The organism is Gracilimonas mengyeensis, from assembly GCF_900182705.1.
GTDB lineage: Bacteria > Bacteroidota > Rhodothermia > Balneolales > Balneolaceae > Gracilimonas > Gracilimonas mengyeensis.
On sequence record NZ_FXTP01000013.1, the window covers coordinates 28,672 to 53,288 of the forward strand.

A 24,617-nucleotide genomic window follows, 5' to 3' on the forward strand; every position below is an offset into this window, starting at 1 on the left:
TTATACGCTAAGAAAATTGAATTTGACTGCCAATGACTGAAGTATCTGTTAAAGAACAGCTTAGAATACAGGCGTTACATTCTTATGGGATTTTAGACACAGAGGAAGAAGCTGAGTTTGATAACCTGTTGAAACTCGCTGCGCATATCTGCGATGTACCCGTTGCTAAAATGAATTTTATTGATGAAGACCGGGTATGGAGTAAGGCAAATTTTGGGAATGATGTTAAAGAAACCCCAAAAAATGTGACCTTCTGTGTACACACCATAAAAAACGAAGAACATATGGTGGTAGAAGACACCACCAAAGATAGGCGATTTAAGGATTCACCTTATGTAATAGAAAGCCCAAATATCCGGTTTTATGCAGGGGTCAATATCAAAGGCAATGGACATAATTTGGGTACGATTTGTGTCCTTGATATGGAACCGAAAACCATTTCTGAAGAGCAAATTAATGCCCTTACTACACTGGCCCGTGAAGTTGAGAACCGCCTGGAGCTCCGTAAAAAAAATGAGGACCTGGCAACACTCACTGCTTTCCTTGAAGCATCCGTTGAGCTTATGTTGATCATTGATCCAGATACAGGACGCATTGAAAAAGTAAACAGAAACGGCAGCGGACTATGCAAAGAGCTTTTTCCCGATAATTGTAACTCAACACTCGAGTCATTATATCCGGAATGGGACTTTCTGAAAGAATTGAAAAAATGGAATGAGGAGGGAGCAGAGACCCCTTTTCGTTTTGAATCGTCCATTCTAAATGAAGAAGGAAATCCTATTTATCTGGAAATGAATACAACCAAAAAGTTTGGAAAGTGGTTGATAACCTTCCAGGATATCACATTACGCAAAAAAGCAGACGAAGAGCTTAAAAGGGAGAAAAAACTCAGCGACGCTATCATCAATTCATTGCCAACTGACTTCTATATGTTTGACAAAGACATGAAGTTAGTACGGTGGAATGATAATATGCTTAAGAGCACGCAATATAGCTCTGAAGAAGTACAGCAGTTAAATCCTCTTGATTTCTTTAGAGGTGAGGATATTCAGCGTGTTAAAAAGCATATTGAGAAGACCATGAAGGGAAGTATATCAACCCTGGAGGCAAATCTGGTTAAGAAAGACGGCAGTACTGAACCCTTCCTTTTTAATGCTACTTCTTTCAAGAATGGAGATGAAACCTATTTATTAGGAACGGGGCAGAATATCAATGCCCAAAAATCTTATCAGAAACGCCTTGAAAATGTTGTTCATGAGAAAGAAGTATTGTTGCAGGAAGTACACCATCGGGTGAAAAATAATCTGGCGGTAATTTCCGGATTCCTTCAGCTGGAAGAGTTCATCTCGGATGACGAGAAGATAAAGTCGGTGCTGTTAGCCAATCACATGCGTGTTAAATCCATGGCGCTAATCCACGAGGAGCTCTACACAGCCAAAGATTTCTCCGGTCTTAATTTTCAACATTACTTGGTGAATATGCTTCAGGTTTTAGAAGACCGTATTTCTCCTCAAGGCAAAAAAATAACCCTGGAAACCTATATTGATCCGATTTATTTGAATCTAAACCAGGCGGTGCCTTTGGCATTGATTATTAATGAGCTGGTATCGAATGCCTATACTTTTGCATTTCAAGGGCGCCAAAAAGGAAAGGTGTCGGTTGAGTTAAAATCCCAAGGTGATAACATTTCACTATGTATTAAGGATGACGGAATAGGTTTACCCGACGGTTTCGTGTTTGAAGAAAGTCCAACCTTGGGGGCAACCCTGGTATTAACCTATTCGGAACAGATTAACTCGAAAGTCGATATCACTTCGGAACGGAATAAAGGCACGGAATATGCCATTGCCTTTGAGAATCAGAAAAAGCAAAAAGGATCCAGTTCAAATTTCAACTTCGAAGAACTAATGGCCATTAACGGGGCTGCCTGAGCCATTTAATAGTCAAACATATTCCAGGGCTTTCCTTCAGGTTTTAAAGCCTTAAAAGTCATGAGTTCTTTTTGAGTGGGATGTTCCAGTTCCAGCTTAACGGCTCTGAGTGCGATGTCTCTTCCATCTGGCTTGGATGAATCCCCATATCGGTAATCTCCCCACAAGGGAAAACCTTCGCTGGCAAATTGTACCCGTATTTGATGAGGACGGCCGGTAATCAAGTCCACTTCCACCACACTGTAATTCTTATTTGTTTTAATGGTGATGTACTTCAGCCGTGATTCTTTGGCTTTGCCCCGGGGTGATTTGTAAGCCTTAACGGTATTGGTTCGTTTATCTTTATCGAGAAAATGAACCAGCTCCCCATATACCGGTGTTTTCCCTTCAACCAATGCCCAATATGTTTTATTGATGGTTCGCTTTCTGATTTGATAGGAAAGCCGGGAAGCCGCTTTTGATGTTTTAGCCAGTACCATCACACCACTAACGGGCTGATCCAGCCGGTGGACCAATCCCAGGTACACGTTGCCCGGTTTATTATATTTCTTTTTGATGTACTGCTTGCACAGGTTTAATACATCCGGGTTTCCGGTATGATCCTCCTGAGAAAGCAGACCGGCCGGTTTGTCAATCACCAGCAGGTGGTTGTCTTCAAAAATAATGGGGATGTTAGGTTTAGTGCCGGTAAATGAGGTACTCAAAGAAAATGGTAGTTAAATTGATGTTCGTCATCTAAGGTAAAGGGATTTAAACTTGTTCCCAATGACCTATTGAGTCCCTGAAACAAATGGGTAACCGGAGGTGAGAGAAAAATTTCAGCCTGGAGTTACCCATTTTCACAACCGTTTTAAAGATTATTCTTTCAACAACCTAATCTCAAAAACGCCACCGGCAACGGAGTTCTCATGCGCTAGAAACATAACCGTCATGTTTTCAGCAAGCATTGAATCCGGAATTACATAATCCACATCAAAAAATGGGTCTTCGTGTCCTGTTGAAGTAACAGTTTTTAATAATTCTCCATTTATCAGGATGTCAAAAGTACGGCCACTGTCGCCGCCAGAATAGGTCACCCGCAGGATGGTTCCCTGTAGTTCAGGATTACTTAAGTCATAACTAAACCATCCGGAAGCATGTCTCCAATAGCGGCTGTTATGAATTCCCGATTCTGTGTTCTCTCCCTGAAAATTATGTTCAGTTTCGGGCTGTTGTTCACCGGTAGCAACCATGTCCACGGTTCGTTCTTCTAAAGCAATCATTGCTGCTTCACGTTTTCTAACTTCTTGCTGGCGTTCCTCAAGCTGATCTTCAGTAAGTACCGGCCAATACATCATGTAACGAGCTTCGTGAATAGTGAAGAAAGGCACCAACTTCAATCCTGAAAAAGAGTTGGGATAGATTAAAGAGTCAATATTAAAAGACAATGGTCCCGTTTTTGAAACAGCCTGTGCAATTTCATTGGGCTCATTGGTTAATAGCATCGGAGCTTCATCTATTGGATAAAAATCGTCGCTGGCCACATGAGCCATACGTGCTTCGTCAGCAAATAATCCGCCAAGATCTGTAGTATCTGTAACCGCAGCAAGTACGACAGGTCCGTGCACAAAAGCGCCCCAATTTGAGCCATCTGGTAAATATTCAAGCGAAGTTTGCATAGGAAGAGAAACACTAACTACATCTCCGGCTTCCCATGTTCTGTTGATAGTCATGTAAGAAAAGGAGTTGGTTGAAGTGCTCCATTTTTCTCCATTCACCGTTATTTCAGCGTCTCCCTTAATCCATTCCGGTTTACGAATGGAAAGAGCAAATTCTTTTGGATCATCAACCTGAACCTGTAAACGTGTTGATTCTTCGTAGGGAAATTTTGTGGTTTGAGTGACACGAATGCCTTTCTCCTCCCAGTTCAATTCAGAGGGGATAAACAGGTTTACAAACACGTCATTCTCGCTATGGGCATAAATTAGTTCGCCATATTTTCCGTGATTTTCAATGCCGGAACCCACGCAGCACCAGAAACTGGTATGAGGCTGTGAATAAACCCGGTAATGGCGTGGACGAATAGGGGTGAAGTACACAAATCCGCCATCAGGATGTTGAGAAGAAAGAATGTGATTGTAAAGTGCTCGCTCATAAAAGTTGATGTATTTGGCATTTGGATCATCCGTAAACAACATTTTGCTAAGCTTGAGCATGTTGTAGGTATTGCAGGTTTCCGGGCCTTGATTGGTAGTAATCATCGTTGAAAAATCATCCACGGGATTGAAGTGCTCACTTACACTATTTCCACCAAAGGCTATGGATCGTTCTTCCACAACGTTATTCCAAAAGCTTTTGGCTGCATCTCTCCAGGTATCATCATCAGAAAGTTCTGCCACGCGTTGAAAGCCGACCACTTTAGGGATTTGTGTGTTGGCGTGCTTTCCGGTTAGGTTATCTTCATTAGCAATCAGAGGGTCAAGAATGGCGCGATGAGAATATCGCCTGGCAAGTTCGAGATACTCTTTGTTACCGGTGATGGTATATACATCAGCAAAAACTTCATTTAATCCCCCGTGTTCGCTTTGCAGGATTTCCTGAATCTGCTCATCGGAAAGATTGCCATTTACCTCTACAAACCAATCTGTTAATTCGATAAGCATTTCCTTCGATTGTTCAAGATCTGCGATGAGGTAAGCATCCCGCAAGCCTGCAAACAGTTTATGAATGTTATACAATGGCACCCACCGGCCGTTTAGTGAAAAACTTTGTGCATTAATATTTCCGTTGGCGTACTCCGTCCAAAGTTCCTTACTTCGTGGAATTCCTCCAATATACCCATTGCCATTTGCATCTTGAGCTCTTTGCAATTCATCCAGCGCATACTGCAAGCGGTTTAAGGTTTCTTCATCACCGGTTGAAGCATACATTAAGGCTAATGCAGTCAAATAATGCCCCCCCTATGTGTCCATCTAATCCGGTGTTTTCCCAGTTACCATATTTAGGGGCTTTGGGTTCAAGCCCGGCTTCAATCAGGTAGGGGGCAAGTAAACGGTCGGCCTCCAATTCCAGGATGTATTCCTTATCGGTTTGTTGTGCTTGAGAGAATGGGCTCTCCAGTAACTCCACCGATGTTAAGGGAAATGTTTCTAATTTTTCAGGATCAGCGGGGTCGGATTGTGTACATGCTGAAAACAAAAACAGCACTGCAAAGAGAATATATGATTGCTTGTTGTACATGTGGTTAGGCTTAATGCTATTAAATTTCCTTGAATATACTTTAAATGTATTACATACACTTAAAAATTCTAAAAAGGCTTTTTACTTGCCAATCTAAAGAAACATCCACTAGTGATAAGATAGATTATGGTGAGAAAAAATTACCGGAATCAGTTCAATCAGCCATATAATTCTTTTATCTTAGAGGCATGACGGACGAATCATCCCCTAAAGTATCGGTTGAAGAGAAGGTAGCCAATCTGCCTACTTCGCCTGGCGTGTATATTTATAAAGATGCCAATGACAGCGTGCTCTACGTAGGTAAAGCAAAGCGACTCCGAAACCGGGTACGTTCTTATTTCCAGGAATCACGGCCTGTTGACGGGCGCATCAAAACCATGGTTTCCAAGATAGACGACCTGGAAGTGGTGGTTACAGATTCCGAAGCGGAAGCATTGATCCTTGAGAACAACCTGATTAAGCAGTACGAGCCCCGGTATAACATCATGTACCGGGATGACAAGTCGTATCCCTACATCTGCATCACAAACGAAGACAAGCCCCGTGTTTTCCCAACACGCACCGTTATCAAAGATAAGAGCAAGTACTTTGGTCCTTATGACAATGTAGGTGCGATGAAACGCATGCTGGAAACCATCCGCAAAGCTTTTGGCCTGTGCACCTGTGCCGTATCACAAAAAACCATTGACAAAACACGGGGTGTACCCAAATGGCATTCCTGTTTTGATGATTACCTGGAAAACTGTTCAGGCGATTGGGATACAGAGGTATATCAGGCAACAATAGCCAAAGTAGAACGCATGCTGAATGGCCAGACCGATACCTTGCTCCGGGAGTTAAAAGAAGAGATGCAGATAGCTTCTGATGCATTAGCATTTGAGGAAGCGGCCCGTTTGAGGGACAGTTTACAGGCGGTAGAACACTACAGCCAGAAAATGAAGATGGTGGTCTCCAAGAAAGTAGACCGCGATGTATTTGCGATCCGCAAAGATGAGGAAATTGGCGAAGCCTGCGGCGTGCTTTTCAAGGTTCGGGAAGGCAAGATGATTGGGAAGTTCCACCGTTATCTGAAGAATATTGACGGTTTGGACATGGGTGAGATGCTGCAGTCGTTCGTGGAAGACTACTATACTGGACAGTATACTGCTGCCATTCCTGATGAGGTTTATTTAAGCCATCCGCTGCCGGAAACTGAGCCACTGGAGCAGTATTTGCAGCAGGAAAGAGGCAAGATAGTACCGGTTAAAGTGCCAAAGATTGGAGAGAAGAAGCAGCTTATAAAAATGGCACAAGCCAATGCCAAACTGCATTTGAACGAGCGGGCGCTTGAAAAAGAGAAAGCCGAACGCAGCCGAATTCCCCAGGCCGTAAAAGATTTAAAAGAGCATCTTAAATTGGATCGCTTACCACGACGCATAGAGTGTTTTGATAACTCAAACCTGCAAGGCACTGATCCGGTGGCCTCAATGGTTTGTTTTGTGGATGCCAGGCCAAGAAAAAGTGAATACAAACGGTTCAATATAAAAACCGTAGTGGGGCCGGATGACTTTGCTTCCATGAAAGAAGTTTTGAAACGGCGTTATAAACGGGTGCAGAAGGAAGGCTCACAGATACCCGATTTAATTGTAGTAGATGGAGGTAAAGGACAACTTAGTGCTGCGGTTGAGGCGCTAAAAGAAATTGATTTTTACGGAGAATGTGATATTATTGGGCTGGCTAAAAGGTTGGAAGAAGTTTTTTTGCCGGGATATAGAGATCCGATTATGATCCCCAAAAAATCATCAGCCTTGAAGTTATTACAGAATGCCCGTGATGAGGCCCATCGTTTTGCCATTACCTTTCACCGTAATAAACGGACTAAAAGGACGGTTAAAACGGAGTTGAGGCAGATTGACGGGGTAGGAGAGAAGACGGCGCAAAAATTGCTTAAGCAATTTGGTTCCGTTAAAAAGATTAAAGAAGCCGACTTGCAAAGTCTGCAAAATTCGGTCGGAAAATCTTTAGGAAAAAAAGTGCACAATTATTTTGATTCTTAAGAGTTAACGCACCGGAATGTATTTAAATTGCATTCTCCGGTTCACATTAAAATGTGATAGTTAGCTTGGCTTGGGGATGTTAATATGGCCTCAGGCCGGCAGATGTTGGCTTTAAGAAACGCTGTTAACAGGCAGATGGTTATTTGAAACAAAAAGAAGAGGTTACAGTTTGATCTGTTAACAGCATAACCCATAATATGAGGGTAGAAAAATGGAATTATTTAAAAGACACGTTGAGAAACCAAATTATTCTGAATTGAAGGACAGAGAGCTTGTAAAACTATTCCGCAAAGATGCAGATGAATCTGCCTTTAATGAATTGATGAACCGGCATCAGCAAAAAATTTACTCATACATTTATAGTATGGTGATGAATCCTGAAATAGCCAACGATCTGTTTCAGACTACCTTTACCAAGGTCATCACCAAAATGGATGATACCTACAACGAACAAGGCAAATGGATTGCCTGGGTGATGCGCATTGCTCATAATGCCACCATCGATTATCTAAGAAAACAAAAAAGATATATCGACGTTAGTGGGTGGAGTGACGAAGACTCGAACACCGATTATTTCGATCGGATGGAAGACGAAAGCGTTGTGGATGCGGATGAGATCCTAATTGAGGATGAAACCCGTGCCAGCTTAATGAAACACATCGCTAAACTTCCCGAGGAGCAACGTACTGTAGTTCTGCTAAGGCACTATTATGAAATGCCTTTTAAAGAAATAGCAGAGCTGACAGATGTCTCAATAAATACCGCCCTTGGGCGTATGAGATATGCACTCATTAATCTTAGGAAGTATTTTGAGGAAGAACGAGAACAAGAGCAAAAACATGCACACGGATGAAAACAAAGCTATCCGTTATCTGATGAAGGAAATGGATCCTTCTGAAGTAATGGAGTTCGAAAAAAAAATACGTGAGGATGAAGATTTATTGATAGAAGTGGAAAGCCTGAGAGCAACCCAACGGAAGCTCTCAGGACTCCCCAAAAAGAATCCTCCCAAACACATAACCAAAAAAATTGCCTCTGAAGCCAAACAGCTACAATCTCAAAAAGTAAGAAAATCAAAAACGATAACTCTCTTAGCTAAAAGAGGAGTGGCTGCTGCAGTGCTGTTAGCTGCCTTTTATGGCGGTTTCCAGTATTATGAAGGTACTTCAGGTTCTGCTACATCTCAGGAAGCTGTACCGGCCTCAGCTACTACGGCGGGCAGTGTTACCCCTTGGGTAGACCGAAATGAGGTGCTACGGTTTAATGGAACAGAAACGACTGAAGCATCTGCTGAGATGCAACAGGAGTTGAATCGTAGTTTTGAAAAACTGCAGTTAGTCAATGATCCAGGTTCTGTTAATGGAACTGGTTCGGGTATTCTTCTTACTGGTTCAACCAACTAAGCTAATGTAGGGCAATAGTTTGGCCTTTAAATGTGGAAAACTTCTGCCAAGAATGTGAATAAGTATTTTTGTATAGCAGAACACCTCGCTTTATATTAGAATTTATATCAACCATACATGAAGTATAAAGCAGGTATTTAATGGGAAAAGTAATCTCAATTGCTAATCAGAAAGGTGGAGTCGGTAAAACTACCACGGCTATAAACTTGGCCGCTAGTTTGGCTGCAATTGAACACCCTACTCTGGTAATCGATATCGATCCGCAAAGTAACACAACCAGCGGATTGGGGATTGACTCAAAATCAGTAACGAATTCCGTTTACGAAGTCATGATTGGCAGTGCCAATATTGATGATACTATTCGTAATACGGAACTCGATTTTCTGGATGTTGTGCCTGCCCATATTAATCTGGTGGGTGCAGAAATTGAGATGATCGATCGCGAGGAGCGGGAGCGCATCCTCAGTAAAGCCATAGCTGAAGCCCGAGAAAAATACGATTTTGTAATTATTGATTGTCCGCCTTCACTTGGCTTGCTTACCATCAACGCTTTAACAGCCTCAAATTCTATCGTTATTCCCGTACAGTGCGAATATTTTGCACTTGAAGGGCTTGGCCAGCTGTTGAACACCATCAAGATTGTACGTCAACACTTAAATCCTGACTTGGATATTGAAGGCGTATTGCTAACCATGTATGATACACGCACACGATTATCCAATCAGGTAGCGGATGAGGTAAAACGGTATTTTGACGACCGGGTTTTTAAAACCGTAATTGCCCGAAATATTCGCTTGGCAGAGGCTCCGAGTTTTGGAAAACCGGCGCTGCTCTACGATTCTACAAGTACCGGGGCTAAAAATTACCTGGCGTTATCCAAAGAAATCATCAAGAAGAATAAGAAACTGTTTAAGAACAGTCCCGTTCTAAGCGATTGAATCAAGAAAGAATAGCATATTATGGCAAGTAAGAAAGTTTTAGGCCGTGGATTAGGTGCCTTTTTTCCTGAGTATCAAGAAGAGGGGGGAGGAGAGGCTAAAGAATCTCCTAAAAAAGAAGGAGTTGAAAAGAATTTTGTTGAGCCCGAAGAACGGGTAAATATTGTACTTGACGTCCCCGTTGATCATATTCGCGCCAATCCCCATCAACCCAGAAAAGAATTTGATGAAGATAAGCTGGATGAGCTGGGTGCTTCGATTAAGAAACATGGCTTGATTCAGCCTATTACGGTACGGTACATCGGCGAAAAGCGATTTGAGCTGATAAGCGGTGAACGACGATTAAGAGCTGCTAAGCTGGCTGGAATCCAAGAAATACCAGCGTACATACGCCAAGCTGATGATGAACAAAGCATGGCTTTTGCCTTGATTGAGAACATTCAGCGCGAGCAGTTAAATCCTTTAGAAGTGGCAATGGGTTACAAGCGTTTGCTTGAAGAGTTTGATTATACCCAAGCTGAAGTGGCCGAGCGTGTTGGTAAGAACAGAACGACTGTGACCAATATGCTTCGCTTGCTCAATTTGCCTGATTTTATTCAAAAAGCGGTGAAAAGCAATCAAATTTCTATGGGGCACGCACGGGCTCTCATTACTATTGAGGATGAGGAACTGCAGAAAAAAATCCTGGACAAGGTGATTGCGCAGGGGCTATCGGTTCGACAGATTGAACAGGCTGTTCGCGAATCAACCCAAAAGAAGGAAAGTAAAAGTAAATCAAAGCCCTCAGCCGGAAAGGATCCGAATAATCCATTTTACGAAGACATATCTGCCAGATTACGCCGTACTTTTTCAACGAAAGTGAATGTGCAGCCCAAGAAAAAAGGCGGGGAAATCAGAATTGAATATTACTCTGAGGATGACCTTGAACGCATACTTGGCATATTTGACTCGATTGACTAGCCTGAGTTTACTGTTGATGTTCCTATTGAACATCTCCGTATCTGCTCAGCACAATCTACAACATCAAAGCTTTGTACCTGCTACATTTTCTTCTATTTCTGCTGCTCAGGATTCAATAGAGACCTATCCTGATCCAAAAAAAGTACTTAAACGCTCGCTTTTTATTCCAGGATGGGGGCAGGTGACCAACAAACAGATTTGGAAAGTACCTATTGTATACGGTCTATTAGGTGGTTTAGCTTATTACAGCGTTTACCTTCACAAAAGTTACCATGATTACCGGGCTGCTTATTATAATTCCGTGTATGGAGCGGAGGGAGATTACAAATTTGGGCCCACACCTTCCTTCATCCCTGACAATGCCAGTACCGATTTACTAAGACAAAACCGAAATTTTTATCGTAACCGGCGGGATTTGGTTTATGTATTTATAGGGTTGTCCTATGCTCTAAACGCAATTGATGCCTATGTTTTTGCCCATTTAAGGTCTTTTGATGTATCTGATGATTTATCTTTGAAGGCGACTTTGAAACCCAGTATGTTGGCGGCCAATCAGTATCAACCAATGCCTTCTATTTCATTATCTATAACATTTTAATTTTTTATGATGTCAGACGAGCAAAGAGAATTTAAGCGCGAGACTCCTGCAAATGGTTACGATCGCGATATTTGGAGTATTTTTAAAGTGATGGGTGAATTTGTGGAGGGTTATGATAAGCTCTTTCAAATTGGTCCTTGTATTTCCATTTTTGGTTCAGCCCGAACAAAGCCGGATAATGAATACTACGAATTGGCTGTAGAAACTGCAGACAAAATCACTAAAAAAGGATTTGGTGTGATTACCGGTGGCGGACCGGGAATCATGGAAGCTGCCAATAAAGGCGCAGATATCGGTAAAGGAAAATCGGTAGGTTTAGGCATTAGCTTGCCTTTTGAGCAGGGCACGAATCAATATGTTGACCCGGATTTCACTATCAATTTTAATTACTTTTTTGTGAGAAAAGTAATGTTTGTTAAATATGCCCAAGGTTTTGTGGTATTTCCCGGAGGTTTTGGTACTTTAGATGAGCTATTTGAGAGTTTAACCCTTATTCAAACTCGCAAAATTTCACAAATACCTATTATTTTATTTGGCAGTGAATATTGGAAAGGGCTCAAAGAGTGGATGGAAAACACAATGAAAGAGTGGGGAACCATTTCGGATACCGATACCGATTTGTTTCACATCACAGATTCTACCGATGAAGCGGTGAAAATTATTTGTGATTTTTATAGTAAAGAGAACCCCATGCCAAATTTCTATTTTTAATAGGGAACATGTAGGCTCTCATACAAGTTTAACTAGATACTAATTCGGCAAAAAGTAAGTTATTATTTTAAATTCAGTGCCTTTTTTTATTAAATTCGGCGCTGCAACAATCCAACACAAATAAACCAGAGATATGAAGGCATTCAAAATAAGTACAATTGCGGCTGTTTTAGTGATGATGGCGACCACTGTTTTCGCCCAGACTCAAACAGAGGCAATTAATGCATTTAATAAAGGCTTAGAGGAGGCGCAGGCAAATAATTACGATGAGGCAATCCGTTTGCTGGAAGACGCGTTAGAAATGGCTAACAAGTTAGGACCCGACGGGGCAGACGTGAAAGAGCGCGTTGAAGGCCAGATTCCTACCATTTACTTCCGAAAAGCTGCAAACGAATATAAATCATTTCAACAGAGTAAAAGTCTTGAGGATTTAGAAACTACCATTGCTGCATTCCAGGAAGCTGGTGAAGTGGCCAATGAGTTTAACAGTGACCAGATCGCCGGTCGTGCACGTGGTATTGTACCACAGTTGTATTACCAGGAATCAGTGCTTTATTACAGTCGCGAAGAATTCACACAGGCAGATGAAGCTGTGCAAGAAGCTTTAAACCTGAATTCCAACTATGCCTTGGCTTACTATCAAAAGGCTAAAATCTTTAAAAAAATTAATGACACCGATGGTGATGGTATCATTGATCAAGGATATGACGAAATGTTACGCTGGTATGATCAGGCTATAACTAAAGGCCAGGCTACCAATAATGAGGAAGTTGTGCAGAAATCTCGGGATGCCGCTCACGATGAACTATTGGCAGCAGGTTCACGTGCTTCAGGGAATGATGAGCTTGACTTAGCTTTTGACCTGTTAACTCGTGCAATTGAGTACAATGCCGAATCTTCTGATGCATTCTACCGATTGGCAGAAGCTCACAATAAAGCTGGCAATCCAGAGCAGGCCGTAGAAAATGCCAACCGTGCCTTGGAATTTGAATCCGGTGGCCGTACCGACCGAGCTAAAATCTATTATGAATTAGGTTATGCACATCAGTCGTTGGGGAATAAAGCAGAAGCTTGTGACGCACTTACAAATGCATTGTATGGTTCTTTCAAGTCACCTGCAGAGCATATTATGGAATATGAATTGAAGTGTGATTCTACTGCTCCCTGATGCAGGTTAGAAATTTTTGATTTAAAAGCCACGCCTAAACGGTTGTGGCTTTTTTTATGAGCAAAATTTCCGGCTCTAATGAGCAAAAATTCTCTCTTTTCCCTTTTATCCATAAGTGCCATTCCCTATCTTTACGCCAGTTTCAGAACATTAAATTTCTCACTTAATCGAGGTAACAAATGCCAGCTTCAAAGCTTGACCAGCTCTGTGTAAACACAATCCGAACTCTTTCCATGGATGCGGTACAAAAAGCAAATTCCGGCCACCCCGGCATGCCAATGGGTATGGCTGACGTAGCTTATGTACTTTGGACAAAATTTTTAAAACATAACCCCAAAAATCCAGATTGGTTTGATCGTGACCGATTTATACTGTCTGCAGGGCACGGCTCAATGCTGTTGTATAGCCTTTTGCACCTGACCGGCTACGATGACATGACACTGGAAGAGCTTAAAAACTTCCGTCAGTTGGGAAGTAAAACTGCCGGCCACCCTGAGTACGGAATGGCTAAAGGTATTGAAACTACAACAGGACCATTAGGACAAGGTTTCGGTACAGGCGTTGGTGTTGCTATGGCCGAGCATTTTCTGGCTGCCAATTTCAACGATGGAGCCCAAGATATTGTAGATCACTACACCTACGCTATTGTAAGTGATGGTGACTTGATGGAAGGAATTTCTCATGAGTCTGCTTCATTGGCTGGACATTTGGGTTTGGGCAAATTGATTTATTTCTATGACTCAAACCGTATCTCTATCGAGGGATCAACTGACCTGGCATTTTCAGAGGATATTCCAAAAAGATTTGAGGCATATAACTGGCACGTGGTAGAAATTGATGGCCACAACCATGACGAGATTGTTGCCGCTACAAAAGAAGCCCAGTCTGTAACCGACAAGCCATCCATCATTGTTTGTAAAACACATATTGGTTTCGGAAGTCCTAATAAGCAGGATACAGCTGGATCTCACGGATCCCCATTGGGAGAAGATGAAATTGAACTGACGAAGAAAGAATATGGATGGGATCCCAAGAAGAAGTTCTTCATCCCTGATGAAGCATTAGAAGTATTCCGTGAAGCAGTAGAGAAAGGTGCTGAAGCCGAAGCAGCCTGGAACGAGAAAGTTGAAGCCTACAAAGAGGAAAATCCTGAAAAAGGGCAATCCTTTAAAGCATGGATCAATCGCGAAATTTCCTCTTCTCTGGAACAGACACTGCCGGTTTTTGAAGAAGATGAGAAAGGAATGGCTACCCGTGCCGCATCCGGTAAGGTAATTAATGCCATCAAAGATGTGGTACCGAACTTGTTTGGTGGTTCTGCCGACTTATCACCAAGTACAAAAACCGATATTGACGGTTATGGTTCTTTCGGTGTAGAAAAAGACACAGGCCGTACGATCCACTTTGGCGTTCGTGAGCACGGAATGGGAGCTGCCGTGAACGGAATGGCCCTTCACTCTGGTGTTATTCCATTCGGAGCCACATTCTTTGTATTTACCGATTACATGCGTCCGACTATCCGTATTGCCGCACTGATGAAAATGCCATCTATTTTCGTGTTGACTCACGATAGTATTGGTTTGGGTGAAGACGGACCTACTCACCAGCCCATTGAGCATCTTTCCAGTCTGCGGTCTATGCCAAACATAACTGTGCTGAGACCTGGCGATGCTAACGAAGTATCTTACGCCTGGAAATCAGCTATTGAAAATACCAATGGACCTACTTTGCTGGTATTAACCCGACAAGGTATGCCTACGCTCCCAAGAACGGATGCTAACGCTGCATCACTGGTTCAGAAGGGTGGATATGTATATACTGATTCTGAAAAAGAGACACCTGATGCCATTTTAATTGGAACAGGTTCAGAACTCCACCTTGCCGTGAATGCCAAAGCTCAGCTGAAAGAGAAAGGCGTAGATGCCCGTGTGGTAAGTTTACCAAGCTGGGAACTGTTTGAGAAGCAAGATGCTGCCTACAAAGAGTCTGTATTGCCTAAGGCTGTTACAAACCGTGTTTCTATTGAAGCCGGTTCTACCTTTGGCTGGGAACGCTATGTAGGAACTGAAGGAACAGCCATTGGCGTTGATTCCTTTGGTGAGTCTGGCCCATACGAAGAACTCTACGAGCACTTTGGTATCACAACCGAAGCTATTGTGGAAGCAGCTTCTAAATAAAGAAAAGCTTTGCAGAATAGTGAGATTTCATAATCTCACATGCCAATTATTTAGAATTGAAAGCCCGGATGAAAATCCGGGTTTTTTTATGAGTTAAGATTCTGACTTGCCAGGATGATGAATGCAGGTAAAAGTCACATCATCGAGAGGACTAACGCCTCCAATGAAAGCTTCCAGGGAAGATTGAAGCTTGCCTATGATGGTTTTAGCATGCAGCGAGCCATAGATTTCCATCAGCGACTCGATACGCTCTTCTCCATATTCTTCGCCTCGTTCATTTCGTGCTTCATTCAATCCATCAGTATAAAAAAGCACAGAATCACCGGGCTTAAAGTGGAATTTTTTTACTTCCAGATTTTGTCCCAGCATTTTTGTAGAGGTCATCCCAAGGGCAAATCCGTTTGATTTCAATTTATAGGTAGTATCCCGTTCACGGTTATAGTAGATAGGGATATTATGTCCGGCACGGATATATTCAAAATGGTCTTCGTCATTCGGAAAGAAAGCAACACAACCGGTAACAAAAGTTTTATCTTTACTGTTACTCTTGATATAGTTATTCAGCTGCAGAAATAACTCTTTAGGTGTGGGATGATCTCTTTCTACGATGAGATTCACGAGTGCCTGCAACCGCACCATGTAGAGTGCAGCACTAAGGCCTTTTCCTGAAACATCGGCGATGACGACATAAGTCCCCTTATCGGTCTCAATTACATCAAGATAGTCGCCGCCCACCTCTTTGGCAGTATGGGCAAAAGAATATATTTCAAGGTTCTTTTTATTGAGCGATGTTCCAGGCAACAGACTCAATTGAATTTCGCGGGCCAGATCAATTTCTTTTTGAACATCTGATTTTTCAAGTAATTCAATCAATAACAGCATGAACATGGACAGAAAACCAAAAGGGAGCAAGAGGTTGCCTATAAGAACATATTCCAAAATACCGAAAAAGTTTAGTATGTAATAAGCGACGAAACTGACTGATCCTAAACCAAAAATAAGCCGCCGGGTGGGATTAAGGCGCTGAGCCAGGTTCGAAAACAACCTCATAAACTTAATATGGCCAGGCAGCTGTTGCCCTTGTTGTCGCTCAATATCTTCAACTGCTTCTTTATATACTTCTTTGAGCCGTTCAGTATCAGCGGTGAGTTCTTTAGAGAAACGCTCACGGCTCATACCCGATACATATTCCTGGTAAAATTTCTTGGTGCCGTAACCGGCTTGTGCTTCGTTCTTTAGTCCCAAATTAAACCTGCTCTGCGTTTACATTTCGATCTTTGTTCGTAATAATAACCAAAAAGTTGTGCGACTTCTTAATTTTTAGCTTCTGAAAATATTTCTTTTAGGGAAGATAGAAAAATAGTTGTTGAAGCCAACGGCTGAAGCTAAAGAGGGAAGAGTTGATCTAAGTTAGTGGAAAAGGAATACGTTAAATAAAAATGCCAGCCTGATTGAAGAATCAGGCTGGCATCAAGTATAGATGGTTTAGATTGCGATTACTTCAGGTAAGTTATCTTGATTTTTTTGTTCGTCATGGGCGTTTCTACACTGACCAGGTATACGCCTGTTGCCATTTGCAACGTGCTTTGAGATACATCCCAATTAACCGTGAAAGTATGCATGCCATTAAACTGAGAAGTATTCAATACGGCAATTTTCTGTCCTAATAAATTATAAATCACGATTCTGCTATTGGAGGCATCCCATGGCTCAGAGAGGTTTACCTCGATATTAACATTCGGGTTGAAAGGATTGGGATATGCTTTCAGCTCTTCAATTTCAAAGGAATCGGGGTTCTCATTTTCAACATCTGTGGTTACCGGGCCATCGCCGTTTTGTTCTTCACTAATTAGCGTGGTGTCACCTGGTTCAATAGATAGGAAGGAAGTGTATTGAGACATCAGCCTGTTTTCCATACTGTAGTCTATAATCTGGGCAATATCGTCGTTATTGGGAGAGCTTTGCTCCATACGATTAATTTTTCTGGAGATCCAGAAGCGTTTCAGGCTGCTATCGGTTTCGCTGCTTTCCAGGATCATAATTTCTTCGTTAAAGACGGTGTCCTCTGTAGTACCTGTAAACTGAATGGATAGAGGAAGATCGCCAAAATACATGCCTGTTTGTATAAAGGGGGCACTTACAGGAATTTTTTCTGAGGAGCTGTTCTGGAAATTCCCATAGGTGAACCCTCCGGCAAAGGTGGGATAGATAGTGTAATTGGTGATGTAATTACCAAGATATTGTATACCTGATTCAAGACGGATTTCCACATCAGGACTATCCTTATAATCAAAGAGTTCCCCGCCACTATCACGGGTAAAGATACCATAGAGGTATTCATTACCACGATAGTTACGCCCATTTCTGTAAGTAAAAGGAGCGTTTTGTTTTTGAATATCAATCACTGAAATCTTGGGTAAATCATTGCCAGCATAGTCAATAATAGATTCTGAAAAAGCATTGGCATCCTGAAAATCATGGTAGGTATCAGAACTTGAAATAAGTAGGATGCTTCCGCTGCCTTTTTCTTTAATAAAATCTATACCACTCACTAACAGATCATCTAAATTGCTTACTGATAAGATATTGCGCCCTCTGATCTCTTCAAAAAGGCTGTCAATGGCAGCGTCTGATCCATTGATCCAATTTGGAGAAAGTACCTGATCTGAAACATTAGAGTAAATAAAATTGAAGCGGTCTTTTTCTGAGAAGTTCGCTTTAAGATTAGCTTGAATTAGATTCAATATCTCGTCCTTTGTAGCATTACTATTGGAGGCCGCAAAATCAAAAACAATAGCTACAGTCTTGGATATATTGATGTCTAGAATATCTTCAGGTATGAAAGAAAGGCTGTAATATTGTCCCGTAGAATCCGTGTAATTTGCCAAAAAGGTATCACCTGAGTTTGGATCTGATACATTTAGACTAAGAGAGCTATTTAAAGCTGCTGCTTCAAGGTCTGCACTCCAATACATACGTCCAAGGCTGTCGACGGCGGCATCAAAAGTAAGGTCTTCCTGGCCTGAAACACTCAAATCGGGATTCTGATCCTCAATAAAATATCGTACCTCAGCATCTTCAAGAATATTTTGTGCTAACCGGTGCAATTGTGTTGGCAGAGGAATACTCGTCACAGACCGGTATTTTTCAGTAGGGATAAGGAAGCTTATTTTTAACTTTCTCACCTGATTTCTGGTAAACGGATACACCCGCAGTTCATAAGAAGTAGGGGAATTCTTAAACAAAATAGCCGGATCCTGCTGGCGATTTACAATTCCTTCGTACACCCGATTGGCAGTCCAACGGTCAATGATATGAGCAACCAGGATCTGATCACCAAACCAAAGCCAAAGATCAGAAACGGTAACCTCTTCGCTTAATTCAAAAAAACTAAACATTTCTAATAGCTCAGATTGGCTAAAATAAGAGGGATTGGAAGAGGAGAAGGAGATAAACATTTCCACCTCAGCATAGGTGCCTTTTGGATGTACCTCAAAAACGGTCTCATTTATGTTAATTCCCGTATCTTGCCACAGCCGGTCGGGGTTAGCAATACGAAGTTGCTGATTTTGAGCGAGTGCAAAGGAGGGAAGAAGGGCAAGTAGTAAAAATAATGCTCTCATAACAATTCTATTATAGGGTTAATCTCTTGGCTTACTTACATATATAAGAAAATACATCTAACTATTCATCTATTAGTTAAATGTTTTTGAAGATCTAATGCTGAATTTCAACAATTAAAAAAAGGTATAAGAAATAGCTGGGAATGTATTTTTAGTGCAGGAATCGTTTAAAGCCCGAAAGTAATTTTTTATGCAATTCGGCTTTGGTTTGAGGATCTGTAAAAGCAGCGTCAATTGCATATTGATTACACTGCAGAAAATGTCTTTCCTGCCAGCTAAAGTGTTGTTCAATTTTTTGATATTCTTCCAGCAATGATACGTTAGAAATCGCTCTGCCATCCGTATTTATACTCATGGAATTCCCATTTTGATAAATGTAATGAAGGTTGTGTTGGCTCACTGAGTCAAATATTCCAGTCTGTACATTGCTGGTAGGGCAGACCTCAAGATGGATATCATGCTTTTTGAGATGATCAAGTAATTCCGGGTTTTCAGCACTGCGTACGCCATGACCAATGCGCTGTGGTTTTAATTGAGTGATCACTTCTTCCACGCTTTCAGGCCCCCTGGCTTCTCCGGCATGGGCCGTACAAGGGATACCATGCTCCCGGGCATATTGAAAAGCTTTGACGTGATTTTCAACGGGCTGAGTTTCATCTGCCGCAATGTCAAAACCCACCACTTTGGTTCCCTTAAATTGCTCGGCCAGTTTTACGGTCTGCATGCTTTGTTCTTCACTAAAATGACGCAGCGTACAAAGTATAATGCCCGCCTCAATGCCGGTTTCAGCTATTCCTTTTTTTGTGGCTTTAGCAACAATATCGACTACCTGCTCTGGGGACAATCCTTTCTCCAGATGCTGAAGAGGGGCAAAGCGTAATTCGGCATAAATTACATTATCCGCGTTCAGTTGCTCAAAAAGATCCTGCGTTACCAGTTCCAGCTGTTCTGGTGTTTGCATGATAGCTATGGGGGCATTGGCACATTTAAGATACTCCTCCAAACTTGAGCAGTTGGCCGGGGCGATGAACTCTTTTTCGTACTGCTCTTTGGTGATGCCAGGTTTGAGTTTTTTTACGACATCATAACTCAAAGAGCAATCAAGATGAAGGTGTAATTCTATTTTGGGAAGCTGCTGTATATCCATATAAAATCTATGATTTCGGAGTGTATCAAACCTGGAAAAGGGCTACAGAATCCGCTCTTTTTTTGACATCAAACTTACCGAATAGCAAGGCAGGTAACAAGCTGTATGGTGTTATTGTGTTAAGGTGTGAAAGTGTTATGGAGTAAATCACTATATCACCTAAACACTATATCACTATTTCATCATCATCAATTCCTTATCTTTGCCCTGAATCAAAAAGAATATCATGCTGAATAAATTTTTAAGACATATCGCCCAAACCAGTGATGCCCCCATGGGACTGGAAGTCAGCCATGCAGAAGGGCCATTTATCTATACTACTGACGAGAAACGATTTGTAGATTTTATCTCAGGTATAGCGGTTAGCAGCCTGGGCCATCGTCACCCCAAAGTGGTAGAAGCCATACATGAGCAAGTGGATAAACATTTGCATGTGATGGTCTATGGTGAATTTGTGCAACAGCCTCAGGTTGATTTTGCTGAGTTGTTGACTTCTAACCTGCCGGAACAATTGGAACAGGTCTACTTGGTGAACAGTGGTACCGAAGCTACCGAGGGGGCGCTGAAGCTTGCCAAAAAATATACGGGCCGATCCAAGCTCATTGGTTTCAAAAATAGCTACCACGGAGATACGCATGGCTCTTTAAGTGTGACAGGCCGGGACGTGTATCGCGACCCATATCTGCCATTACTTCCTAATGTTCATTTCCTGGATTTTAACTCAACCCAAAACCTGGATTTTGTCGATGAACAAACGGCTGCAGTCATCATGGAGCCCATACAGGGCGAGGGCGGAATCATCCCTGCAAAAAAAGAATGGCTTAAGAAAATCAGGCAGCGGTGTGATGAAGTTGGAGCGTTGCTCATTTTTGATGAAATACAAAGTGGCTTTGGTCGGACGGGGACTTTATTTGCCCTTCATGGTTACGAGGTAGTTCCTGATATCCTCTGCATGGCGAAGGCAATGGGAGGGGGCATGCCTATTGGAGGTTTTGTTTCTTCAAAAGAAATCTTCCAGAGTTTTAAGTACGATCCGCCGCTTAATCATGTCACTACATTTGGGGGACATCCCGTGTCGGCTGCAGCAGCCTATGCCAATCTCAAAGAATTGCTGTCTGGGAATTATATAGAACGTGCTTTGGAGATTGAAAACAAGGTTAGATCAACATTGCAAGGGAAAGGCATTGTCGAAGTGCGGGGCAAAGGGGCCATGCTTGGACTTGAGCTTGAAAGTTGGGAGCTAACCAAAAACGTTGTGGCAGCTTGCTTCGATGAAGGAATTCTGCTGGGCTGGACCTTGCATTCAAAAACTTTAGTCAGGCTAGCACCCCCATTGATTATTGAAGAAGATTTGTTGGACGAAGTGCTGGAAGCTATTCTGAAAGCGGTCAAAAAGTTTGCATAAAATATGGAACATCGGTCCGATGCTAACTGTTTGACAGATAAAGATTAATCAAAAAATTTTGAGCATGAAAACCATCAATCCCGCTACCGGAAAAACCCTGAATGAGTACGATGAGATGGAGTTTGGGGAAATTGAATCGATAATTGAAAAGGCCAATCAGGCACAGGAAGACTGGCAAAGCAAAACCTTTGATGAGCGCGGCCAATATTTGCGTAAAATAGCGGAGCTTCTGAAAGACCGTAAACATGAATTGGCTGAATTAATGGCCAAAGAAATGGGCAAACCGTTGTCTCAGGGAGTAGGAGAAGCCGAGAAATGTGCCTGGGTATGTGAATATTATGCCGAAAATGCCGAGGCCTTTCTTGAAGACGATGTGCGGGAATCCGATGCATCCAAAAGCTATGTCACGTTCAACCCGCTGGGAGTAGTGCTGGCTATAATGCCTTGGAATTTTCCCTTTTGGCAGCTTTTTCGCTTCGCAGCTCCTGCGCTCATGGCTGGCAATGGCGCGATCCTCAAGCATTCCTCAAATACCACAGGCTCTGCTCTGGAGATTGAAAAAATAATTCATGATGCCGGTGTGCCTGAAGAACTTTTCAGAACTATTGTACGCGATAACTCCGGGATGAAAGAAGTGATACAGCATCCAGGCATTGCGGCTGTAACACTAACCGGTAGTACGCGGGCAGGTAAAATAGTAGCTTCACAGGCTGGTGAATCACTTAAAAAAACCGTTTTAGAACTGGGTGGCAGTGATCCGTATGTGGTATTGGATGATGCTGATATCAAGCAAACGGCTGAGACCTGTGCTACTTCTCGTCTTATCAACAGTGGACAAAGTTGCATAGCGGCGAAGCGATTTATCGTGACAGAAAAAGTATATGACGAATTTACCGAAGCATTTACCGAAATAATGAAGGGAAAGAAGGTTGGCGATCCTTTTGAAGAAGGCACCGATGTAGGGCCCCAAGCCAGGGCTGATCTGCGGGATGAACTTCATGAGCAAGTCCAGAAAAGTGTAAAAATGGGAGCCAAACTAACTTTAGGAGGAGAAAAACCTGAAGGAGAAGGTGCCTATTACCCGGTAACCATTCTCGAAAACGTATCAAGCGGAATGCCTGCTTATGAAGAAGAGTTGTTTGGTCCGGTAGCAGCTATTATTAAAGTGAAGAACGAAGAGGAAGCCATTCGCGTGGCTAACGACACCGACTTTGGCCTTGGTGCTGCAGTATTCTCCGAGGATATCGAAAAAGCCGAAGATATTGCTGCCAATAAATTAGAGGCAGGCTGCTGCTTTGTTAACGAGTTTGTGAAATCAGATCCCCGGCTTCCTTTTGGAGGCATCAAACAATCCGGCTACGGACGAGAACTGAGCCTCTACGGCATCCGTGAATTCGTAAATGCCAAAACAGTATATGTAAAGTGAAGCGGTGATATGGTGATTTAGTGATTTCACTCCCTAGCACAACAACACCGTAACACTAAAACACTTTAACACCCCAAAACCATATCACCCTATCACTATATCATCATAACCCTTATCTTTTGGCTTAATCAACAAACAGAGAAGCTGTGCGCATACGACTCGAACAACTAAATCCCACTATTGGGGATTTATTAGGTAATAAGGAACTAATTTTATCAGCTATTGAGAAGGCGGAGGCAGACGGTATTGAATTGCTGCTGCTTCCCGAGTTAATAACCAGCGGATATCCTCCAATGGATTTGCTGGAACGGGAAATATTCCGTGAGCTGATTTTCGAGATGAATCAAGAGATTGTGGAGGCTACAGGTGACACAGCTGTAGTGTTTGGCACGATCACTCCAAACCACACCGGCATTGGCCGCAAATGCTATAATTCAGCTATAGTGGCACAGCACGGGGAAGTGATAAAACACATACATAAGGCGTTATTGCCTACCTATGATGTATTTGATGATCTCCGCTATTTTGAGCCTGGCAAAGAATTTGATCCTGTAGTCATTAATGGCTTTCCTTTCGGAATTACGGTATGCGAGGATATATGGTTTAACGATAATGATATCCAGTACCATATTTATGATGTAAATCCGGCTGAGGTTCTTAAAGATAAAGGAGCCCGTGCTATTATTAATATCTCAGCTTCCCCATTCAATAAGCAAAAGCCTGTTACCAGAAAGAACATGCTGCAGAATCACGCCGACCAGCTGGGTATCCCGCTTTTTTATGTGAACCAGGTGGGTGCGCAAACCGAGTTGATTTTTGATGGAGATTCTCTGGCCTTTGACGGCCACGGGCACATGAACGTACGCGCCAAACGGTTCGAACCGGATGCGGTGGATCTGGATTTTATCCCCGAAAAAAAAGAAGTCAACCCGATTACAGACGTAGATGCAAACCTGCAAACCCCGCCCATAGAGCAGGTAATATTTGAAGGATTGGTTAGAGGAGTGCGGGATTACCTGCAGAAATCCGGTGCTGCTGAAAAAGTGCTTTTGGGATTAAGTGGAGGGATTGATTCGGCGCTTACCTGTGTGGTAGCAAAAGAAGCATTAGGGGCTGATAACGTAAAAGCAGTAACCATGCCTTCCGAGTTTTCATCCGAAGGAAGTGTGAGTGATTCCGAGAAACTTGCCCGAAATCTTGGAGTGGAGTTGTTGGAAATCCCAATCCGTGATATTTATGAATCTTTCAACAGTGCACTGGCTCCACATTTTGAAGGGACCAATTTTGGCGTTGCAGAAGAAAACCTGCAAAGCCGCTCACGGGGTGTATTACTAATGGCCCTGGCCAATAAATTTGGTTACATGCTACTGAATACCGGCAACAAATCAGAAATGGCGGTAGGGTATTGTACGCTTTATGGTGATATGGCCGGCGGGCTGTCCGTTATTTCCGATGTATATAAAACAGAAGTTTTTGATATTTGCCGCTGGTTGAATGAAGAATATTATGGTGAAGAAATCATTCCCGAAGCCATTATCACCAAACCACCCAGTGCTGAACTGCGTCCCGATCAAAAAGACACGGACTCGCTTCCAGCTTACGAGATCCTCGATCAAATTCTCAAAAATTATATTGAAGACCAGAAATCCAGGGAAGAAATTATCGCTCTGGGTATAGATGAGGCCGTGGTAGATCAGGTACTTCGGTTGGTTGATGTAAATGAGCATAAGCGGTTTCAGGCACCACCTGGGCTAAAAGTTTCTGCTAAAGCCTTTGGCAGCGGTCGCCGTTGGCCTATTGTACAGCAATGGACCGGACAGGAAAAGAAAATTCTTCAGTCCGAAAAGATTTCAAAATCAGGGCGCTAATCACTTA

General features: G+C 42.5%; 17 protein-coding genes and 1 pseudogene. 13 read left to right on the forward strand and 5 right to left on the reverse strand.

Annotated features, from left to right (window positions below):
- Positions 1-32 precede the first annotated feature (32 nt).
- Positions 33-1,931 carry a histidine kinase dimerization/phosphoacceptor domain -containing protein gene (locus tag FN815_RS14300; protein ID WP_142455332.1) on the forward strand — a complete coding sequence of 633 codons (1,899 nt, stop codon included), beginning with the start codon at positions 33-35 and terminating at the stop codon, positions 1,929-1,931.
- 5 nt (positions 1,932-1,936) lie between these two features.
- On the opposite strand, the gene FN815_RS14305 is transcribed toward FN815_RS14300, so the two are convergent.
- Positions 1,937-2,635 (reverse strand): RluA family pseudouridine synthase, encoded by a 699-nt coding sequence (locus tag FN815_RS14305; protein WP_142455333.1) that lies wholly within the window; start codon positions 2,633-2,635, stop codon positions 1,937-1,939.
- 153 nt (positions 2,636-2,788) lie between these two features.
- Positions 2,789-5,150 (reverse strand): annotated as a pseudogene (locus FN815_RS14310) (beta-L-arabinofuranosidase domain-containing protein).
- A gap of 188 nt (positions 5,151-5,338) precedes the next feature.
- Between FN815_RS14310 and uvrC the strand changes: the two are divergent.
- From uvrC to tkt, 9 genes are all read left to right on the forward strand, one after another.
- Entirely contained in the window at positions 5,339-7,186 is a 1,848-nt protein-coding gene (gene uvrC, locus FN815_RS14315; RefSeq protein ID WP_142455334.1) for an excinuclease ABC subunit UvrC, read from the forward strand.
- A 211-nt stretch (positions 7,187-7,397) separates the two neighbouring features.
- On the forward strand, positions 7,398-8,039 hold the full coding sequence (locus FN815_RS14320; protein WP_142455335.1) for an RNA polymerase sigma factor: 642 nt from the start codon (positions 7,398-7,400) through the stop codon (positions 8,037-8,039).
- Positions 8,026-8,589, forward strand: coding sequence for a hypothetical protein (locus FN815_RS14325; protein ID WP_142455336.1), 564 nt, complete (start codon positions 8,026-8,028; stop codon positions 8,587-8,589). Before FN815_RS14320 ends, FN815_RS14325 begins: the two co-directional genes overlap by 14 nt.
- A 140-nt stretch (positions 8,590-8,729) precedes the next feature.
- Positions 8,730-9,527: a ParA family protein gene (locus FN815_RS14330; RefSeq protein ID WP_142455337.1), complete on the forward strand. Its 798-nt coding sequence runs from the start codon at positions 8,730-8,732 to the stop codon at positions 9,525-9,527.
- Positions 9,528-9,548: 21 nt separating this feature from the next.
- Positions 9,549-10,487, forward strand: a complete 939-nt coding sequence (locus FN815_RS14335) for a ParB/RepB/Spo0J family partition protein (RefSeq protein ID WP_142455338.1) — start codon at positions 9,549-9,551, stop codon at positions 10,485-10,487.
- 16 nt (positions 10,488-10,503) lie between these two features.
- On the forward strand, positions 10,504-11,085 hold the full coding sequence (locus tag FN815_RS14340) for a DUF5683 domain-containing protein (RefSeq protein ID WP_221930327.1): 582 nt from the start codon (positions 10,504-10,506) through the stop codon (positions 11,083-11,085).
- Between the two features lie 9 nt (positions 11,086-11,094).
- Positions 11,095-11,796 (forward strand): TIGR00730 family Rossman fold protein, encoded by a 702-nt coding sequence (locus FN815_RS14345; RefSeq protein ID WP_142455339.1) that lies wholly within the window; start codon positions 11,095-11,097, stop codon positions 11,794-11,796.
- A gap of 133 nt (positions 11,797-11,929) precedes the next feature.
- A complete protein-coding gene (locus tag FN815_RS14350) occupies positions 11,930-12,964 on the forward strand; it encodes a tetratricopeptide repeat protein (protein ID WP_142455340.1) in 1,035 nt (344 codons plus the stop codon).
- A 179-nt stretch (positions 12,965-13,143) separates the two neighbouring features.
- A complete protein-coding gene (gene tkt, locus FN815_RS14355; RefSeq protein ID WP_142455341.1) occupies positions 13,144-15,141 on the forward strand; it encodes a transketolase in 1,998 nt (665 codons plus the stop codon).
- Between the two features lie 93 nt (positions 15,142-15,234).
- On the opposite strand, the gene FN815_RS14360 is transcribed toward tkt, so the two are convergent.
- From FN815_RS14360 to add, 3 genes are all read right to left on the reverse strand, one after another.
- Entirely contained in the window at positions 15,235-16,386 is a 1,152-nt protein-coding gene (locus FN815_RS14360) for a PP2C family protein-serine/threonine phosphatase (RefSeq protein ID WP_142455342.1), read from the reverse strand.
- Between the two features lie 251 nt (positions 16,387-16,637).
- Complete coding sequence (locus FN815_RS14365; RefSeq protein ID WP_142455343.1) at positions 16,638-18,764, reverse strand: T9SS type A sorting domain-containing protein; 2,127 nt, start codon at positions 18,762-18,764, stop codon at positions 16,638-16,640.
- Between the two features lie 151 nt (positions 18,765-18,915).
- The gene (gene add / locus FN815_RS14370; protein ID WP_142455344.1) at positions 18,916-19,911 is read right to left on the reverse strand and encodes an adenosine deaminase; all 996 of its coding nucleotides are present in this window, start codon (positions 19,909-19,911) and stop codon (positions 18,916-18,918) included.
- Between the two features lie 226 nt (positions 19,912-20,137).
- On the opposite strand from add, the gene FN815_RS14375 reads away from it, so the two are divergent.
- The 3 genes from FN815_RS14375 (at position 20,138) to FN815_RS14385 (ending at position 24,610) form a co-directional block, all read left to right on the forward strand.
- Positions 20,138-21,316, forward strand: coding sequence for an aspartate aminotransferase family protein (locus tag FN815_RS14375; protein ID WP_142455345.1), 1,179 nt, complete (start codon positions 20,138-20,140; stop codon positions 21,314-21,316).
- Positions 21,317-21,380: 64 nt separating this feature from the next.
- Positions 21,381-22,742 (forward strand): NAD-dependent succinate-semialdehyde dehydrogenase, encoded by a 1,362-nt coding sequence (locus tag FN815_RS14380; protein WP_142455346.1) that lies wholly within the window; start codon positions 21,381-21,383, stop codon positions 22,740-22,742.
- A 146-nt stretch (positions 22,743-22,888) separates the two neighbouring features.
- On the forward strand, positions 22,889-24,610 hold the full coding sequence (locus FN815_RS14385) for an NAD+ synthase (RefSeq protein WP_142455347.1): 1,722 nt from the start codon (positions 22,889-22,891) through the stop codon (positions 24,608-24,610).
- Positions 24,611-24,617: the final 7 nt, after the last annotated feature.

Coding starts and splice junctions, on each gene's coding strand:
- add (WP_142455344.1), bottom strand. CDS start 19,911: ATGGATATACAGCAGCTTCCCAAAATAGAATTACACCTTCATCTTGAT.
- FN815_RS14340 (WP_221930327.1), top strand. CDS start 10,504: ATGTTCCTATTGAACATCTCCGTATCTGCTCAGCACAATCTACAACAT.
- FN815_RS14335 (WP_142455338.1), top strand. CDS start 9,549: ATGGCAAGTAAGAAAGTTTTAGGCCGTGGATTAGGTGCCTTTTTTCCT.
- tkt (WP_142455341.1), top strand. CDS start 13,144: ATGCCAGCTTCAAAGCTTGACCAGCTCTGTGTAAACACAATCCGAACT.
- FN815_RS14330 (WP_142455337.1), top strand. CDS start 8,730: ATGGGAAAAGTAATCTCAATTGCTAATCAGAAAGGTGGAGTCGGTAAA.
- FN815_RS14380 (WP_142455346.1), top strand. CDS start 21,381: ATGAAAACCATCAATCCCGCTACCGGAAAAACCCTGAATGAGTACGAT.
- FN815_RS14350 (WP_142455340.1), top strand. CDS start 11,930: ATGAAGGCATTCAAAATAAGTACAATTGCGGCTGTTTTAGTGATGATG.
- uvrC (WP_142455334.1), top strand. CDS start 5,339: ATGACGGACGAATCATCCCCTAAAGTATCGGTTGAAGAGAAGGTAGCC.
- FN815_RS14375 (WP_142455345.1), top strand. CDS start 20,138: ATGCTGAATAAATTTTTAAGACATATCGCCCAAACCAGTGATGCCCCC.
- FN815_RS14325 (WP_142455336.1), top strand. CDS start 8,026: ATGCACACGGATGAAAACAAAGCTATCCGTTATCTGATGAAGGAAATG.
- FN815_RS14345 (WP_142455339.1), top strand. CDS start 11,095: ATGTCAGACGAGCAAAGAGAATTTAAGCGCGAGACTCCTGCAAATGGT.
- FN815_RS14365 (WP_142455343.1), bottom strand. CDS start 18,764: ATGAGAGCATTATTTTTACTACTTGCCCTTCTTCCCTCCTTTGCACTC.
- FN815_RS14300 (WP_142455332.1), top strand. CDS start 33: ATGACTGAAGTATCTGTTAAAGAACAGCTTAGAATACAGGCGTTACAT.
- FN815_RS14320 (WP_142455335.1), top strand. CDS start 7,398: ATGGAATTATTTAAAAGACACGTTGAGAAACCAAATTATTCTGAATTG.